The following is a 16762-nucleotide window of genomic DNA, read 5'->3' on the forward strand; positions in this document are numbered from 1 at the left end:
ATTTTTAGTGTAAGTAATATATCTCATAGTTGTGAACGAAGCAAAGATAACGCTTCCTCAGCAACCAATCTCTGTATGTATTGGCAGAAATGCTAAGAGATTTGCTTCCAAACCAATCAGGCAGAGGGAGCTTTCCATTTATTCACCCGGCAACGGCCAGTTGGGGGTAGGAACACGCATAGTCTTCATTTCTTCTTCAAACTGCGCAACCTTTTCAGGATACTTATCCGCCAGATTAACAGATTCGGTCATATCCTCCCGGATATTATACAATTCCAACGGAGCATCTTTCTTTATGGTCACAACTTTCCAATCCCCACGTCTTGCAGCACGCTGCTTTCCGGGAAACTCCCAATACAACAAACGATTATCCGTATCAAGGCTCTGTCCATAAAATAAAGGAAGAATATTGATACCGTTAAGTTTCTGCGGTAATTTATCTGTTGCGCCCGCCAAAGCGGCCAAGGTAGGCATTACATCCGGAAAATAAATAATGTTATTCAGTTTCCGTACCGGAACCTTCCCCGGCTGGTTCACGATAAAAGGCACACGGATACCACCCTCATAAAGTTGTCCTTTCATGCCTTTAAGGGAACCTTTACACCCTAATTCCGCCAAAGGAGCTTGTTTGGCCGCACCATTGTCCGATGCAAAGATAACCAATGTATTCTCACGTAGTCCCAATCTGTCAAGTTCCGCCAACAAACGTCCGATAGCCCGGTCCATGTGAGTGATAAGCGAAGCATAACGCTTGGTATTCATATTCCAAGACTCATCATCATACCAGCCGGTTTCATCAATAATATAAGGTTCGTGGGGAGCATCGTAAGCCAGATATAAAAAGAACGGATTATCCTTATTGCGGTTAATGAATTTAATGGCATCTTCCGTTGAAAGATCCGTATTATGCTTAATATGCCTGTCACCCTCATTCTCTTTCACATTCTCCAGTTTTTCGTTATTGAAACGCCAATAGGGATAATAATACGGGTCGTTCGAATAGGTGGTGCTGATGAGCCAGCCATAAAACTCGTCGAATCCCCGGTTCAAAGGAGTAGCCTCCGGATTAAAACCGTCCAAATGCCATTTATTCACCAGGCAAGTTCTGTAACCGGCGGATCCGAGCACGGTAGCAATTGTTGTGTCATTCGGTTGAAGATGCATACGACGGATAGGTTTTGTACCTTTCAGCCCCTCAATGCCGCCGGCAGTGCAAAAGTTATCGCGAATGGTAGTATTACCGGTATTCTTACCCGTCATCAGAGAGCAACGGGAAGGGGAACTAATACCGGAACCGGCATAACATTGGGTAAAAGCGGTTCCCGTAGCCGCCAGGCGATCTATGTTGGGAGTCTCTATGTATTTATTCCCATAACATGCCAAGTCACAATACCCCATATCATCGGCTAAAATAAAAATGATATTGGGCTTACTTTCTTTTACTGCGGCCGGCTGCTGCGCCTGTGCCCCGAGATGAGGCATAATAAGCATTCCGGTACCACATACACTTTCTAATAATATTCTTTTTCTAAACATAATCGACATCAAATATATAGAAAAAAGGTGGTATACCCCTAAAAAGCATCCACCTCTTTCCTCTTTCACTAACCTAAAATTTAATCTATATTAATCATCACATGCAATTAAGTGAGATATCAATTCTTATATCCCTCATTTTGTTCATAAAGACCGGGAGTCACGTTCATCTGATTACGGGGAATCGGATAAAGATAACAACCTTCTCTTAGATTTGACTTCAATTCAGGATAATTATAACGGTCGAACTTTGCCTCTGTATCTGATTTCCAAGTACCGTAACGAACCTGATCGAACCAACGGATACCTTCTCCCATTAACTCTATTTTACGTTCGAGTTTGATGTATTTCATAGCATCGTCCACGCTTACGCCTGTTTCAGGTCTTAAATCACAATTAGCTCTTTTACGTATTCTATTGACAATCTTCATGGCATCTTCCGTCTTACCTTCGCTTGCCAACAACTCTGCATACATAAGCTGCATATCCTCAATACGGATAATCGGAAGATTCACACCCCAGTCATCATAATTCTTCATCGCGTTCTCATCGTAAGAAGTGTTCATCATCTGAAGCTTCGGCTTTGTCGGCAAGAATTTATAGAACATAGCCTTTGTATATACAGTAGCAGTTGTACCATCATCAAAAGTCATCTCCTCCTGGGGACTTTGATAAGCATTAACACCGCCATCTGCCGGATGAGCCTCCAATACACCAAAAGTATAGCCACGTCCGTCTTTGCCATTTGCATACTCTCTGTCAAACTCATGCATTAATGTTTTTTCCACATAAATAGAGTTGGCCGAGCATACCCACTTTGTCCATGAAGCAGGGAAGTTCTTGGTAGGAATCATATTGAAGATTGCCGGATTTCCCGTACCGCCACTACGATATTGAATTGCAAATACCGAGTATTTGTTATAATAATCCGTAGACGGCATCCATTGCATTCTCCACTCTTCCAACGTAGGAGCCCAATACTCTTCAGCGTGCGAATCATTCAACACACTTTCCAATTGTGTCTTCGCCAAACTCTTCGCGTTGGCATCGTTATACGGGAAACCGGCCAATGTCATATATACACGTGCCAGCATGGCCTTTGCCGCCATTCTATCCGCACGTCCTTGTTCTTCTATGTTCTTTTTGCCTTTGGCATCCTGCATGTCCTCCTTATACGGAAGCCCTTCCGCTTTCTTCAAATCAGGAATAACTACATTATTGATGATATCCGACGGAGCAGATTGTTTTACCGACTTAATCTCTGCCGGAGACATCGGTCTGTCAACAACAGGAACATAACCAAACAAACGTACTAATTCAAAGTAAGCCCAACCTCTTAAAAAATAGGCTTCATTTAAATGCTGTTCTCTAATATCTTCCGAATCATATGTACAGCCGGGAATCTTGGAGATGGCGACATTGGCATCGTATATTACTTTATACCACATATTCCAAGTGTTGTCAAACATCTCTACATTGTCTGCCGCTCTAAAAGTTCCTATCTCCGAATATTCACGATAAGCATCCGGATTAGGTTCTACCCATGCTATATCAGAACGACACTCAGACATAAACCAATATTCACAGTTGGCAGCCTGACGCAAATCGGCATAAACACCCAGAATACCCTGTTCTGACTGACTTTGAGTCTGGTAAAATCCATCCGATGTCAATCTGTCCACCGGAGGAGTATTCAAGAAATCGTCACAAGAAGAAATTGTAAGTGCCAACGCACCTATCCATAATATATTTTTAATCTTAAGCATAATTCGTTGTATTAGAAATTAGAAATTGACATTTATACCAAATGTAAATGTACGGGCATTAGGATAACCACCGTAATCCAAACCTAATGCAGTAGCGCCACCGGGGCCTGAACCGACATTGGCAGCTTCCGGAGAATAACCTCCATAATAACTATCCCATTTTGCTAAATTCTCAATAGACAAATATACGCGTGCATACGATACAAATTTAGGATTAATCGGTAACTTATATCCAAAAGTCAGATTCTTAATGCGTAAATAATTGGAAGAATATAACCAGCGGGAATCTATTGCCGACGATGTAGTCGTACTGAAGATATAAGGAACCGAACCATTACCCGGTTCATCCTCTGACCACCACGCATCTCTCCAATGACCCATTACGTTGGATTTAGCTCCCATATTCGGACGGTCGATTGCACGTCCCAAAAGACCATATATCTTTCCACCTGTTTGTGCCGTCAATAAAACAGACAAATCAAAATTCTTATATGTGAAGCGGTTAGTCAAACCGAATACAAACTTCGGTGTCGGGCTTCCAAGATAATCTCTATCGTTCTCTTTATCAAACTTTCCGTCATTATTTACATCTCTGTAACGAACATCACCCGGTTGTATCTTGGTTCCTTCGAAAGTCACCGGTTCCCCACCGTGCGCAGCGCTATAGGCATCAATCTCCGCCTGGCTTTTCCATACACCGATAGCATCATACATGTAGTAAGTATTGACAGCTTTACCCACAGTAAGAATGTTAGATTCATTATTAGACCAACCTGAATAAACCGGAGTATTATCGGTACCTATCTTCTTCACTTCATTTTTATTATAAGACATATTAAATGAAGTATCCCACGTAAATTCCCCTGTCAGGTTATGGGTATTCAACTCGATTTCAAAACCTTCATTATGAATATCACCCAGATTATCCCAAATCGTACTGAAACCGGAAGCGCCTTCTACCGGAACTTGATATAACAAATCGGTAGTATTTTTAGTATACCAATCTAATGATAACTGAATACGATTATTCAAGAAGCCCAAGTCAACAGCGATATCTGTACTATGAGTCTTTTCCCAACCTAAATCCGCATTACCCAAGCTATTAGTGTAATAACCGGGAGCGCCGCCATAAATGGAAGAAGTTAAAGTAGCGTAAGACGCCGTATTACTGATAGAGTTATTACCTGTAACACCATAGCTGGCTCTAAGTTTCAAAGTATTCAACCATTTCTGGTCCCAATTCTTAAAGAACTTTTCATTAGAGATAAGCCAACCTCCTGATACGGCGGGGAATACGCCCCACTTATTATTAGCGCCGAAAACAGAACCTCCATCAAAACGCAAACTACCGGAAATCATATAGCGTTCATCATAATTATATTGTAAACGACCAAAAGTAGACAGTAGCTTATTAGGAGTTTGTTCTGTCACTGTATTAGCTTTCGGTTTAACCTTAGAACCGTCAAAAGTACCGGTAATAGCATCATTCGGGAAAGGCGAACTGAAAGACTGCTCCGTCTTATAACCCAAAGATGACTGCTCTGAAGAGAAACCAAGCATTGCACTTACTCCATGTTTGTCAAAAGTATGGTCGTAATTAGCAACAGCTTGTAACAATGTATTCCAGATACGGCTTGTTGTATGGGCACCGCCTGAATTTTGACCCTCTCCATTAGACCATTTTGAACTAGCGCTTGAGAATGTATAAGTATTGCCATCCAAATCAAGATAATTGGCAGCCGCTGATAATTCTACACGGAAATCTTCAAAAGGAGTAATACGCAAGAAAGCATTTCCCACCATACGCAAAGTACGGTCTTGACGTATCATACTCTCGAGTGTATAGATAGGGCTTGAATTGGTATCAGCCCATCCGTAACGTTCATTAGGCTGTACATTTGTCATATAACCGACCCCTAATTCTGATACAGGAGTAGAGGCTAACGCTTTATGAGTCTGCGCATCTTTACCATTGGCTTTACCGGAACCATCCGTTACAATATAAGTAGGAGCCAGATTAATTCCAAGCGAAATGTATTTATTGATTTTAGATTCAACATTTGCGCGGAACGAGAAACGCTCATAGCCTGTACCGGTAGCCAAACCTTCTTGATTCATATAACCGCCGGAGAACATATAGTTTACATTATCTGTAGCACCGGAAACACTCAGGCTATAATCCTGTACCATAGCCGTACGATAAAATTCATCCTGCCAATCCAACAGACTTAATCCTTCGGACGTCGGAGTATAAGTATGCGAGTCTCTCATATCCTGACTCAAATAGTTGAACCAACGTTCATCAAGAACATACTTATAAGAATCATCCGTACCTGCCTTTACACCAAGATTCGCCAAACGTGTAGCGTTATCATCGAGAATACTGGCATTGGTAACACCTTTCTTTTTGGCATCAATCAAATATTGAGTATCATTCCATCTCGTTCTAAATTCCATCCATTCGGTAGCGTTCAGCATATCTATTTTCTTTTCCAATGTCTGGAAACCGACACTTGCATTGAATGACACCTTTGCCTTACCCGTTTTACCTTTCTGAGTTGTCACGATAACAACACCATTCGAACCACGGGAACCATAAATAGCGGAAGAAGCGGCGTCTTTCAATACTTCAATAGAAGCAATATCCGATGGATTTATACCACTCAAAGTAGTCATAGGAACACCGTCAACTACATAAAGAGGATCGGAATTGGCATTAACCGAAGCAGCGCCACGTACACGAATCTGCATATCCGCACCAGGTTCACCCGTAATGGAACGTACCGACACACCAGCAAGTTGTCCCTGCAAAGCCGTTTCAGGACGTGCTAAAGGTCTATCCTGAATACTCTTAGCGTCCATCTTCGCCACAGCACCTGTCAAGGAGCTTTTCTTCACGGAACCGTAACCGATAACAACAACTTCATCAAGAACTTCCGTATCTTCTTCCAAAGTCACCTTGATATTACTTTGTCCTTTCAAAGCAACATCCTGAGCTTTATAACCTACAAAGCTAACTTGCAGGACAGCATCTTCCTGAACATTTTTCAGAGTAAAATTACCATCGACATCTGTGATAGTACCATTAGTAGTTCCTTTAACCAGCACACTCGCACCAATAACAGTTTCACCTGTTTTGTCCAATACAACACCCGTAACGGTTTTGTCTTGCGCAAGAATGTTTAAATGACAGCTTATTAAAAGAAGCATTAATAAGCATAACTTTTTGTGTAAGATTCTCATAGACTATTAATATAAATTGGTTGATTAATTAATTCAAGATTAACAGTCCGATATAACTATTATCGGATACAGAACTTGTGGGTGCAAAATTAAATATAGCGATACGTAACAAAATACAACTACTGACACAAATACTTTCCTTTTTGACTTTCTCTTAAGCAAAAAGGAACTTACAAGTACTAAAACAATAGAAAATCAAGGGTTTTATAAGCATTTTGACTGTTTACTGCCTATTTTGACTTTAATCTAAGTCCTCATCCTCCGCTTCAGTCTCCCGACCGAAAGAACGGTATTCTAATGGTGTAAACCCTGTACGTTTTTTAAATAATGAAAAGAAATGTTCGGTAGATTTATAATCAAGCATAAAAGAAATCTCTTTGACGGACTGAGAAGTTCCGACCAACAACTGTTTAGCTTTACGTAGCTTCAGTTCTTGGAAATATTTGGCCGGCGCATAACCTGTATAGTCCTTGAACACTTTCCGGAACCAGGAATAGCTAATATTTAATTTCATGGCTAACTCTTCAGGATCGATATCCTTAAAGACATTCTCATTCATTATAATCTTAGCTTGCTCAATCTTCTGATCGACGTCACCTACCTCAAAAATCTTATTCTTCGAAATGGAAAGAATCATACCTACGATATGCAATACTATACCGCCAAGATACTGCTGAGAAGATATCTTATCCGCTTCGGCAATTTCTAAGGCGCGGGAAAAGAGAGATACCAGTTCCTCATTCAAACCGACCTCAAGCACTTGATTATCCTTTGACAAGAAACCGCCTTTCATCAAATTATCAATGACAGGTCCTTCAAAACCTATATAGTATTCATTCCACCCTGTCTGACGATAAGGATGATAGGTATGCCATTGACCGGGAAACAGCACCATCAACCGTCCTTTACAGACTTGCTTTTCCGGAGTGGTTTCTGAAGAGAACAATCCCCGCCCCTTCGTTATATAAACCAATTGGTATTCACGCAAAACACGTCCTTTCTGGGCATTAAAGAAATAGCCGGAAGGGTGATCTTTCAAAGGATATGGAGAGTCCGGCTGAATAGACTGAAAGCCGACAGTATTTACCCAAAGACCAAATTTTTGGTCCATGTCATTTACAATAAGATACTTAAATTCCACTCCTAAATCATTGTAATTCTTTGTCATAATACGTGTCCTTCATGATGGGTTCGGGACAAAAATAGGAAATATTTATGAAATAAGGGATAGCAATGCAAGATTTAATAAAAAAATCCCGGTTGGCAGAACAGGCATTCTTCCAACCGGGATTCGCTTATTTCTAAAAGGACTACTACTTCTTAACCACAATTTTATCGTACTGCTGCTCGGCCTTGATCTCCGTATATTTCGGCGCATCCATCATTTCAATCAATGCACGGAGAACAGGACCTTCACCCATCGGATCATTCTCTTGGGTAGGACGGTTATAATAATATGCAGGAGACGGCATGATACCTGTTCCGACACAGATTTTAGTAACATCACCTTTATCAGACATCAACGTCATCATACCCTTAAGTCCTTGCTCGGCGGCATAAATAAAGTCGGGATGCAGCCATCCGTGCTTTACACCGCGTGCAATACCAAAGACAAACATAGCCGTACCTGTAATCTCCTCATAAGAATCTTCCTTATCGAGAAGCTGGTGCCACAAACCGTTCTTACCTTGATAACGTACTACACCGCTGCACTGGCGACGGAAGCATTCCAATACTTCAGGACGCATCGGGTGATTCTGCGGCATCACTGCAAGTAAATCGGCAGTTGCCATAAAAACCCAACCGTTAGCACGGCTCCAATGAGCAACACCATGTTCATCCGTATCCGTATGATAGCAATGATAGAGAATACGTTTTTCAGGGCACCACAAATATTTATGATATTTGATTACCTGATTGGCAGCATCATTGATGTAATTCATATCACCGGTCATCTTAGCCATACGGGCAAGAAATGAGATAGCCATGAAAGCGTCATCCGCCCAAATTGTATTTTCATGAGGCCAAATGCGGGCAATAGTGCCGTCTGCCAGACGAGGCTCACCATAATTCAGATGTTCGGCTGTTTCATTAATATAATTCAAGAAAGAATTATTCGGATGCTTCATCTGCAAGTCAATCAGACTGGCTCCCATAGGACCGTTGTCATCCAAACGCTTTCCACGGAAAATCATATGCCAGCTCAATTTACGAACTCCATACCAACCTTCATCTTTCATTGCCTGATCATATTGCTTCTTGAAGAAGTCCAGATTGCCTTCATTAAATACGAAGTTCATATTTTTAAAGACATAATCATCATACTTCTTAGCACCGGTTTTATCGGCCAATTCCATTAAAGCGATATGAGTCACTCCATTGGTATAATGCCAATTATTATACTTGCATGCAACCTTGACATTCATATCCAAAGGCAGGTTTTTAATCGACTTATAGGTTTTACCGGTCTTGGTATTCTTAAACTCATAAGTGGTGGTTGCAAGAATACGGTCTGCTATTTTTACGGCAAGGTCGGAAGCTGATAGTTTAGCTTCAGCCGCAGTCTTCATCGTTGTTTGCGAGAAGGCAGTGACAGCTGTTAAAAACAGCACACATGAGATAATAGTTTTCTTCATGGTATATTTGAATTATAATTAAAAAGCTTTACGGTATAAAGCCTCAATCTCTTCGACAGAAGTAGGACGAGGATTACCACCTGTACAAACATCATTAAATGCATCGACAGCCAATTGATGTAAATCTTCCTCTTTTACATTGATTTCATGTAACTTTTGAGGAATACCAATACTTAATGACAACTTACGAACAGCTTCTACTGCTGCACGTATTCCTTCACTTTCAGTCATGCCATCGGTATTTACTCCCATAGCTTTGGCTATATGAATATACTTAGGAGCAGCCGGAGACTCTGCATTGTACTCCATTACATACGGTAAAAGCAATGCATTGGCAACTCCATGAGGAGTATCATAATGAGCGCCTAACGGATGTGCCATAGAATGTACAATACCCAGGCCCACATTACTGAATCCCATACCGGCAATATACTGAGCTTGCGACATGGCTTCGCGAGCTGCTACATCGTTACCATTGTCTACCGCAGCTTTCAAATTAGCGGCAATCATTTCAATGGCTTTCAGCTCAAACATATCAGACATAGCCCAAGCGCCCGGTGTTATATAGCTTTCAATGGCATGTGTCAGGGCATCCATTCCTGTTGCGGCAGTCAATCCCTTCGGCATGGAGTACATCAGTTCCGGGTCTACAATCGCAACAACCGGAATGTCATTGGGGTCTACGCAAACCATCTTCTTTTTTGCGTCCTCATCAATTATCACATAATTAATGGTTACTTCAGCAGCAGTGCCGGCCGTTGTAGGCAAAGCAAAAGTGGGAACAGCCTTGTAACGGGTCGCAGCTACGCCTTCCAACGACTTCACATCTGCAAAATCCGGATTATTCACCACAATACCGATACCTTTTGCCGTATCAATGGAAGAACCGCCTCCCAACGCCACAATAAAATCCGCGCCGGACTCTTTAAAAGCGGCTACGCCATGTTGTACATTGGCAATAGTAGGATTTGCTTTTACATCACTGAAAAGTTCATAAGGAATATGATTCTTTTCAAACACTTCAATTATCTTGTCTGCGACCTTAAAACGAATCAAGTCCTTATCTGTCACAAAGAAGGCCTTCTTAAAACCTCTGCGAATAGCTTCTACCGCGATTGTCTCCCGGCAGCCTGCTCCGAAATAAGAGGTTTCGTTCAATATCATCCTATACATAATTACGCTTCACTTTTATTTCGGTAAATTAAAAGCCACAGTCATCTCTTTCATTTGTTCCTGGCTCATACCGTCCGGTTCAAAGCCCATATTCTTAGCCGCAATGTAAATCAGAGCGGATTTATTCAATACGTCTACCTGGTCAAAAGCAGACATAATATCCACATCTACTGCAAAAACCCCGTGCTTCTCCCACATAGCTACATCATAATCATTCAGGGCTTCAATAGTAGCGTCAGCCAATTGTACGGAACTTGGCAATTCATAGGGAATTATACCCAATCCACGAGGACAGAACGCTTTGGTTTCCGGAATCATGCTCCAAAGCAGATTAGTAGCCACATCTTTCTCCAGGAACTTCTTATTATGGGTCATAGCAATCAGTTCGATAGGATGTGTATGCAAAGATGCTCTATAAGGAGAACCTTTTTCAAGCAGATAATTATGAACTGCAAGATGAGAAGGTAATTCCGACGTCGGCATTACAGGCTGGTCCGCTATAATTACATAGCTGGCGCAGTCATCCAGAATACGGATTATTGAACCGTTTGCCATAGGCCAACGCGCCAAATCACGCATACGCATCTGAGTACCCTTACAATAGAAATAGCAACCTTTCAGATAAGGAAGCTGCTTACCTATCTGTTTAACCTCGCTGATAGCCGGCAGAGCTTTGATTTCATCATCTACATATTCAGTGATGTTTAAAGTTATATTACCACCATTACGTTCCGCCCAACCTTTTTGCCAAAGATATCCGGCTACTTCTGCCGCCTGATTGACTTCATAAGCCAACTCGGGACGATTTTCAAGAATTGATTTCATGTGTCTATTTAATTACAATTTATTAGATATTATTTTTATGCTTGTGCCATCGCCACTACAATAATAGAAGCGATAAGAACGGCTAATCCCGATATCAGTACGCCTATTGTACGAGAGCCGCATCCCTTCCATTCTTTCAGCAGGATTCCCCAAACATTACTGAATGTAACATTCAGTGACATCAGTATACTCCAAGAGAATGCAAGCAATATCGGACTGCCGCCTAAGAAACTTTTACCCATCTCCAGACCAAAGAATTGCGAATACCATAATACTCCGGCAAGAGCGCAAAACAAAATATTATTCACAAGGATATTGCCTTTGGCCGACAAGTATTCCTTACCTGTCTTATTCTTTATATTTTGCTGAATGCAATAAGCCGCATTCGTACAAAACCCGCCCAAAGTCACCAGAAAGATAACAGGAAGTCCGGCATACAACGGGGCCACACCACCGGCCAATGCCGCTTCTTTAATAGGCGTTCCGGCATCCAGGCCGAGAGCAAAACAGGCACTCATCACACCTGCCAGTAAAGCGACCAACAGTCCTTTTGTCAACGCAAAATCTTTCACGGCAGCCTTTTTTTCTTCCTCACTCATATTTTTGGAGCGCAGACTGCCTGCATAACCGATAATGGCAATTCCCGCCAAAGTAATGCAAACACCAATAAGGAGCATCAAGCCATCGCCATGTAATAAGTCTTTCCCTGCAAACAGAGCCGGAAACAAAGTTCCAAAGCCGGCACAAGTACCCAAAGCTATACTCTGTCCTAAGGCAACACCCAAATAGCGCATACTCAATCCAAATGTCAAACCGCCGACACCCCAAAGGACACCGTAAACAATAGCCGGCAATGCACCGCCGGCTCCCCAAAGTTCTATCAGGTTGCCATCAGCAGGAATGGCAAGTAAAGCGCCAAGCAACGGAAAGACGAGCCAGGCAAAAATCCCTTGTACCAGCCAAAAGTTTTCCCATGACCAACCTTTAACTTTATTGATAGGTACATACGAACTGCTCTGCCCAAAGCTTCCCACAGCGATAATTAATAATCCTATTAGTGTATTCATGATAATCAATGGTTAATATTCTACGAGTAATGAAAGTAGCGGGCAAAGATACGCTTTCCCCGCTAAACACTATCATTAACTCTGATTAACTTAGTTACGTTTTGATGTAACCTCAGCTTCGTATTTCTCTATTTCAGCGATGAACTCTTCACCTACCGGCACATTATTCTTCAAGCAGAACATATCCCAAACGGCATTCCAAGGCAAAGCTTTGGCCTCTTCCAACAAAGCAAGACGTTGGAAACCTTGACCGGCAGCCTCATACTCGCGAAGTTTAGCCAGCGGTTCCAATAACGCACGCAACATACATTTCTGCGCAGCACGGGTACCGATGACATAAGCGCCTATACGGTTGATAGAAGCATCGAAATAGTCAAGACCGATATGTACACGGTCTAAAGCATTGCAGCGAACAATTTCCTGGAAAAGTTCGAGAGTCGGGTCGTCCATGATAGTCACATGGTCGGAATCCCAACGAATCGGACGGCTTACATGAAGCATCAATTCCGGCACGAATAACAACATAGACGAAACTTTATCCGCAGCGCTTTCCGTCGGGTGGAAGTGTCCCGTATCGATTGTTATCAGTTTCTGGTGTTGCACGCTGTAACCTACACAGAACTCATTAGAGCCTACCGTATAGCTTTCCAGACCGATACCGAACACCTTGGACTCCAGGCAGTCTTTCATATTCTTATACTCCGTAGCAAAAATTTGGTCGAGAGAGTCCTTAAACAACTCACGATATTTCATACGGTTTACAGTCACATCCTTACTACCGTCGTGTACCCAAAGATTCATGATACAAGGATCACCCTGACGGCGTCCCATCTCTTCTGCAATGGCACGGCAACGTTTGGTATGTTCAATCCAGAAATCACGGATGCTCTTATCCGGATTAGATAAAGATAAGTTACCGCTTTTCGGATGCGAGAAAGAGGTTGAATTGAAATCCAGTTTCATTCCGTTTTCAGCGGCCCACTGCATCCAGCTCTCGAAATGCTTCACTTCCACTTGGTCACGGTCAACAAAGGTACCGCCAAAATCACCGTAAATTTCATGCAGGTTCAAACGGTGCTTACCGGGGATATAAGAAGCGGCCTTTAAAATATCGCCGCGTAATTCTTCCATATTACGAGCCTTACCGGGATAATTACCTGTAGTCTGGATACCGCCGGTCAACGAGCTGCCCGACTCAAAACCGAGGACATCATCAGCCTGCCAGCAGTGCATGGAAATCGCAACCTTCTGAAGTTGTTCCATTACCTTTTCTACATCTACCCCAAGAGCAGCATAACGTTCCTTAGCTACTTCATAAGCCTTTGTTATTAGTTCTTCTTTCATGATACTGATTTATTTTATATGATTGTTAAACATTAATGATTCATTGTCACCTGTTTGAAATGTAAATATGCGGTATCCCACACTTCCGCATCTTCCGGATAGAAAGTTTCCAAAGAAATAGAGCGATTGATTAATTGACGCATGGAAGCAATATCTTTTGCCGTTCCTGCCGCCAACGCCTGAATCATAATATTACCAATTGCCGTAGCCTCAGACGGGCCTGCCACAACAGGAATACCGACAGCATCGGCTGTCCATTGATTCAATAAATCATTACGGCTTCCACCGCCGATAACATGAAGTGTATCTATCGGATGAGGAGAAAGAGTGCGAAGATTATCCAAAACCTGACGATAGCGCAGGGCAAGACTCTCAAAGATACAACGAACAATTTGACCTCGTGTCTGCGGAACAGGCTGGTGAGAATCCGAACAGTACGTCTTTATAGCCTGTTCCATATCGGCAGGATTGGCAAACAGAGCATCATCAGGATTAATCAGACTACGGAACGGTTCACTGGCATTCGCTTCGGATATCAGCTCCGGATACGAAGTCTCTCCCCATGCCGCACGACAGCGTTCCAACAGCCACATTCCACAAATATTTTTCAATAAACGGATAGTGCCATTCACGCCGCCTTCATTCGTAAAATTCAAAGATTCGGTTTCTTCTGTAATAACCGGGCTTTCTGTTTCCACTCCCATTAAAGACCAAGTCCCACTACTCAGATATGCAAAATCAGGATTCATTGCAGGAACTGAAGCCACAGCAGAAGCCGTGTCGTGCCCGGCAACCGCAATTACAGGTATCTCTCCCAATCCGGTCATACGCTGTACTTCTTTTGTCAATGTTCCTATTTTCTCACCGGGGTAAACAAAGCGGCCAAAATTATTCTCCGTCAGTCCGAGCTCGCGCAGCAAAGCATTTTCCAGTTTACGGGTTTTCGCATTTACCAGCTGCGCCGTGCTGGCAATGGTGTACTCCGTTACCTTTTCCCCGGTCAGCATATAACTTAAAGCATCAGGTATAAAAAGCAGTTTATCGGCAGCGGCCAATGCACTGTCACCATTCCGTCTCAATGTATCGAGCTGGAACAAAGAATTGAAGTTCATTACCTGAATACCCGTCCACTCATAGACTTGTTTACGGGCTACTTTTTCAAAGAAAGCGTCAGGCGCTCCGGCAGTATGGGGATCGCGGTACGAATAAGGTTGACGAAGAAATCCACCATCTTCACCCACGCAAACAAAATCCACTCCCCATGTATCGATACCAATGGAAGTAATTTCAACATCTCCTTTTTGAGCGACTATTTTCAATCCTTCGATAATATGCCGGTAAAGTTCATATATATCCCAGTAAAAATGTCCGCCGGTTTCAATCAAACGATTCGGGAAGCGATTCACATCTTCCATTTCCAATCCTTCCGGTGTGAAGGTTCCCAAGATAGTACGGCCACTGGTAGCACCCAAATCGACCGCAAAAAAACATTGTTTCATGGTAATTAGTTTTAGTCGCTATTTCATGATACAAAAATAGGGGAATCATCCCCTATTCTTTGTACTTATTTTGACTGAAAGGGTGTCAGATTTGACAATCCATTTCGTCCGCTATTACCACATCCGGCTTCTTATTTCATATCCTCACAAAAACGGGTAACAACTTGCTCGCCTTCCGTATTGCGGATAGTTACATTCTTCATCGTAACAGCCTTGCTATAAATAAATTCGGCGCCCAATCGTGAAGTAATATCAATATCTTCCAACACGACATTCTCAATCGGCATTTCAGGAATACCGTTGAAGAATAATGCGCGACGGGCTCCTGCACATATCAGATTCTTCACATGAATATTCCGGAAACAAGGAGTTGTTTCGTCCACAGGAAGCGGTTCGACTTTAGCCGGAACCTTTTCACCGCTTTCCAACACTTCAACGGCAGATTTTCCACCATAATAAAGATTGAAAGTAATCGGTTCGGTAGGAATATCCATCATGGAAACATTGGTAATCCAGATATTTTCAACAATACCGCCACGGCCGCGCTTACTTTTAAAGCGCAATCCCACATCCGTTCCCAAGAACTGACAATTGCTGACAGACACGTTGCGTACCCCGCCGCTCATCTCACTGCCGACAACAAAACCTCCATGTCCTTTAAATACCGTACAGCCATCTACCACTACATTTTCACAAGGACGTGCACGACGGCGGCCATCTTCATCCTTACCGCTTTTCAGGCAGATTCCGTCATCTCCCACATCAAAAGTAGAATTCACAATCAGCGCGTTTTTACAAGATTCCAAATCCAGTCCGTCACCATTCTGCGCATAGCTCGGATTACGCACCTGCACGTCTTCAACCAGTACATTCTCACACATCAGCGGATGTAAGTTCCATGCCGGAGAGTTCTGGAATATCACTCCTTGCAACCATACATTCTTACATTCTATCAAGCTCACCATTACCGGACGAAGGAAATGACGGACACTTTGCCACTCTTCTTCCGTTTGCAGATTCTGAGGGACATTCATATTACTGATAGTATCTCCTTTCAAAGTTTCAGGATAAGGGAACCAGTAAGTAGGACGTTTATATACGCCACCACGGGCTGTCGTCTGCTTCCAAACACTCTCCGTGACTTTCTCACGCTTCAGCGGGCGCCAGTAATGACCGTTTCCGTCGATAGCTCCCTCGCCTGTTATCGCCACATTCTCCAAATTACGACCGGAAATAGGCGACTGGCAACGACGGGTATCCAAACCCTCAAATACAGTTTCCACCAAAGGATAGAGATCTACATCGGGAGAGAAAAGGATAACGGCTCCTTTTTCCAAATGCAAATCGATATTACTTTTCAACACAATAGGTCCTGTCAGCCAAACACCGGCAGGAACAACGAGATGCCCTCCCCCTTGTTCGGAAAGGGTATTGATTGCATCGGCAAAAGCCGATGTACATAGAGTTTCTCCATTACCGACAGCATTGAACTCTGCCAGATTAACCGTACGGTCGGGAAATCTCGGCGCTTCCACACGAGGCATGTCAAAAGGCAGGTTACGATAAACAGCTTCATACTTATAGTCCGCAGACTGGCAAGCACTGAATAGCCATAAACAAATAGCAGCGATTACATACAATGGTTTTGTCATTCTTAATAGCGTTTTAAAGTT

At 42.7% G+C, this 16762-nt stretch carries 11 protein-coding genes; all 11 read right to left on the reverse strand.

From position 1 onward, the window contains the following. Positions 1–138: 138 nt before the first annotated feature. The 11 genes from BUB52_RS13250 to BUB52_RS13300 all read right to left on the reverse strand — a co-directional run bounded on the left by BUB52_RS13250 (position 139) and on the right by BUB52_RS13300 (position 16741). Positions 139–1536, reverse strand: a complete 1398-nt coding sequence (locus tag BUB52_RS13250; protein ID WP_039950723.1) for a sulfatase-like hydrolase/transferase — start codon at positions 1534–1536, stop codon at positions 139–141. A gap of 119 nt (positions 1537–1655) precedes the next feature. Then, complete coding sequence (locus BUB52_RS13255) at positions 1656–3302, reverse strand: RagB/SusD family nutrient uptake outer membrane protein (RefSeq protein WP_009121903.1); 1647 nt, start codon at positions 3300–3302, stop codon at positions 1656–1658. 18 nt (positions 3303–3320) lie between these two features. Next, a complete protein-coding gene (locus BUB52_RS13260; protein WP_009121902.1) occupies positions 3321–6512 on the reverse strand; it encodes a SusC/RagA family TonB-linked outer membrane protein in 3192 nt (1063 codons plus the stop codon). Positions 6513–6786: 274 nt separating this feature from the next. Then, positions 6787–7713 (reverse strand): AraC family transcriptional regulator, encoded by a 927-nt coding sequence (locus BUB52_RS13265; protein WP_009121901.1) that lies wholly within the window; start codon positions 7711–7713, stop codon positions 6787–6789. A gap of 145 nt (positions 7714–7858) precedes the next feature. After that, the gene (locus BUB52_RS13270) at positions 7859–9181 is read right to left on the reverse strand and encodes a glycoside hydrolase family 88/105 protein (protein ID WP_009121900.1); all 1323 of its coding nucleotides are present in this window, start codon (positions 9179–9181) and stop codon (positions 7859–7861) included. An 18-nt stretch (positions 9182–9199) separates the two neighbouring features. Further along, positions 9200–10354 carry a lactaldehyde reductase gene (gene fucO, locus BUB52_RS13275; protein WP_009121899.1) on the reverse strand — a complete coding sequence of 385 codons (1155 nt, stop codon included), beginning with the start codon at positions 10352–10354 and terminating at the stop codon, positions 9200–9202. A gap of 15 nt (positions 10355–10369) precedes the next feature. Further along, on the reverse strand, positions 10370–11179 hold the full coding sequence (gene rhaD / locus BUB52_RS13280) for a rhamnulose-1-phosphate aldolase (RefSeq protein ID WP_009121898.1): 810 nt from the start codon (positions 11177–11179) through the stop codon (positions 10370–10372). 35 nt (positions 11180–11214) lie between these two features. Beyond that, the gene (gene rhaT, locus BUB52_RS13285) at positions 11215–12246 is read right to left on the reverse strand and encodes an L-rhamnose/proton symporter RhaT (protein ID WP_009121897.1); all 1032 of its coding nucleotides are present in this window, start codon (positions 12244–12246) and stop codon (positions 11215–11217) included. Between the two features lie 90 nt (positions 12247–12336). Next, positions 12337–13590: an L-rhamnose isomerase gene (locus BUB52_RS13290; RefSeq protein WP_009121896.1), complete on the reverse strand. Its 1254-nt coding sequence runs from the start codon at positions 13588–13590 to the stop codon at positions 12337–12339. Positions 13591–13622: 32 nt separating this feature from the next. Further along, positions 13623–15089 (reverse strand): rhamnulokinase, encoded by a 1467-nt coding sequence (gene rhaB, locus BUB52_RS13295; RefSeq protein ID WP_009121895.1) that lies wholly within the window; start codon positions 15087–15089, stop codon positions 13623–13625. A gap of 131 nt (positions 15090–15220) precedes the next feature. Next, positions 15221–16741 carry a glycoside hydrolase family 28 protein gene (locus tag BUB52_RS13300; protein ID WP_009121894.1) on the reverse strand — a complete coding sequence of 507 codons (1521 nt, stop codon included), beginning with the start codon at positions 16739–16741 and terminating at the stop codon, positions 15221–15223. Positions 16742–16762: the final 21 nt, after the last annotated feature.

The sequence above is a fragment of the Bacteroides clarus YIT 12056 genome (assembly GCF_900129655.1).
GTDB lineage: Bacteria > Bacteroidota > Bacteroidia > Bacteroidales > Bacteroidaceae > Bacteroides > Bacteroides clarus.

Bases quoted from the DNA above. Each gene is read 5' to 3' on its own strand.
- BUB52_RS13260 (WP_009121902.1), bottom strand. From the start codon at position 6,512: ATGCTTCTTTTAATAAGCTGTCATTTAAACATTCTTGCGCAAGACAAA.
- BUB52_RS13300 (WP_009121894.1), bottom strand. From the start codon at position 16,741: ATGACAAAACCATTGTATGTAATCGCTGCTATTTGTTTATGGCTATTC.
- BUB52_RS13265 (WP_009121901.1), bottom strand. From the start codon at position 7,713: ATGACAAAGAATTACAATGATTTAGGAGTGGAATTTAAGTATCTTATT.
- BUB52_RS13255 (WP_009121903.1), bottom strand. From the start codon at position 3,302: ATGCTTAAGATTAAAAATATATTATGGATAGGTGCGTTGGCACTTACA.
- rhaT (WP_009121897.1), bottom strand. From the start codon at position 12,246: ATGAATACACTAATAGGATTATTAATTATCGCTGTGGGAAGCTTTGGG.
- BUB52_RS13250 (WP_039950723.1), bottom strand. From the start codon at position 1,536: ATGTTTAGAAAAAGAATATTATTAGAAAGTGTATGTGGTACCGGAATG.
- rhaB (WP_009121895.1), bottom strand. From the start codon at position 15,089: ATGAAACAATGTTTTTTTGCGGTCGATTTGGGTGCTACCAGTGGCCGT.
- BUB52_RS13270 (WP_009121900.1), bottom strand. From the start codon at position 9,181: ATGAAGAAAACTATTATCTCATGTGTGCTGTTTTTAACAGCTGTCACT.
- BUB52_RS13290 (WP_009121896.1), bottom strand. From the start codon at position 13,590: ATGAAAGAAGAACTAATAACAAAGGCTTATGAAGTAGCTAAGGAACGT.
- fucO (WP_009121899.1), bottom strand. From the start codon at position 10,354: ATGTATAGGATGATATTGAACGAAACCTCTTATTTCGGAGCAGGCTGC.
- rhaD (WP_009121898.1), bottom strand. From the start codon at position 11,179: ATGAAATCAATTCTTGAAAATCGTCCCGAGTTGGCTTATGAAGTCAAT.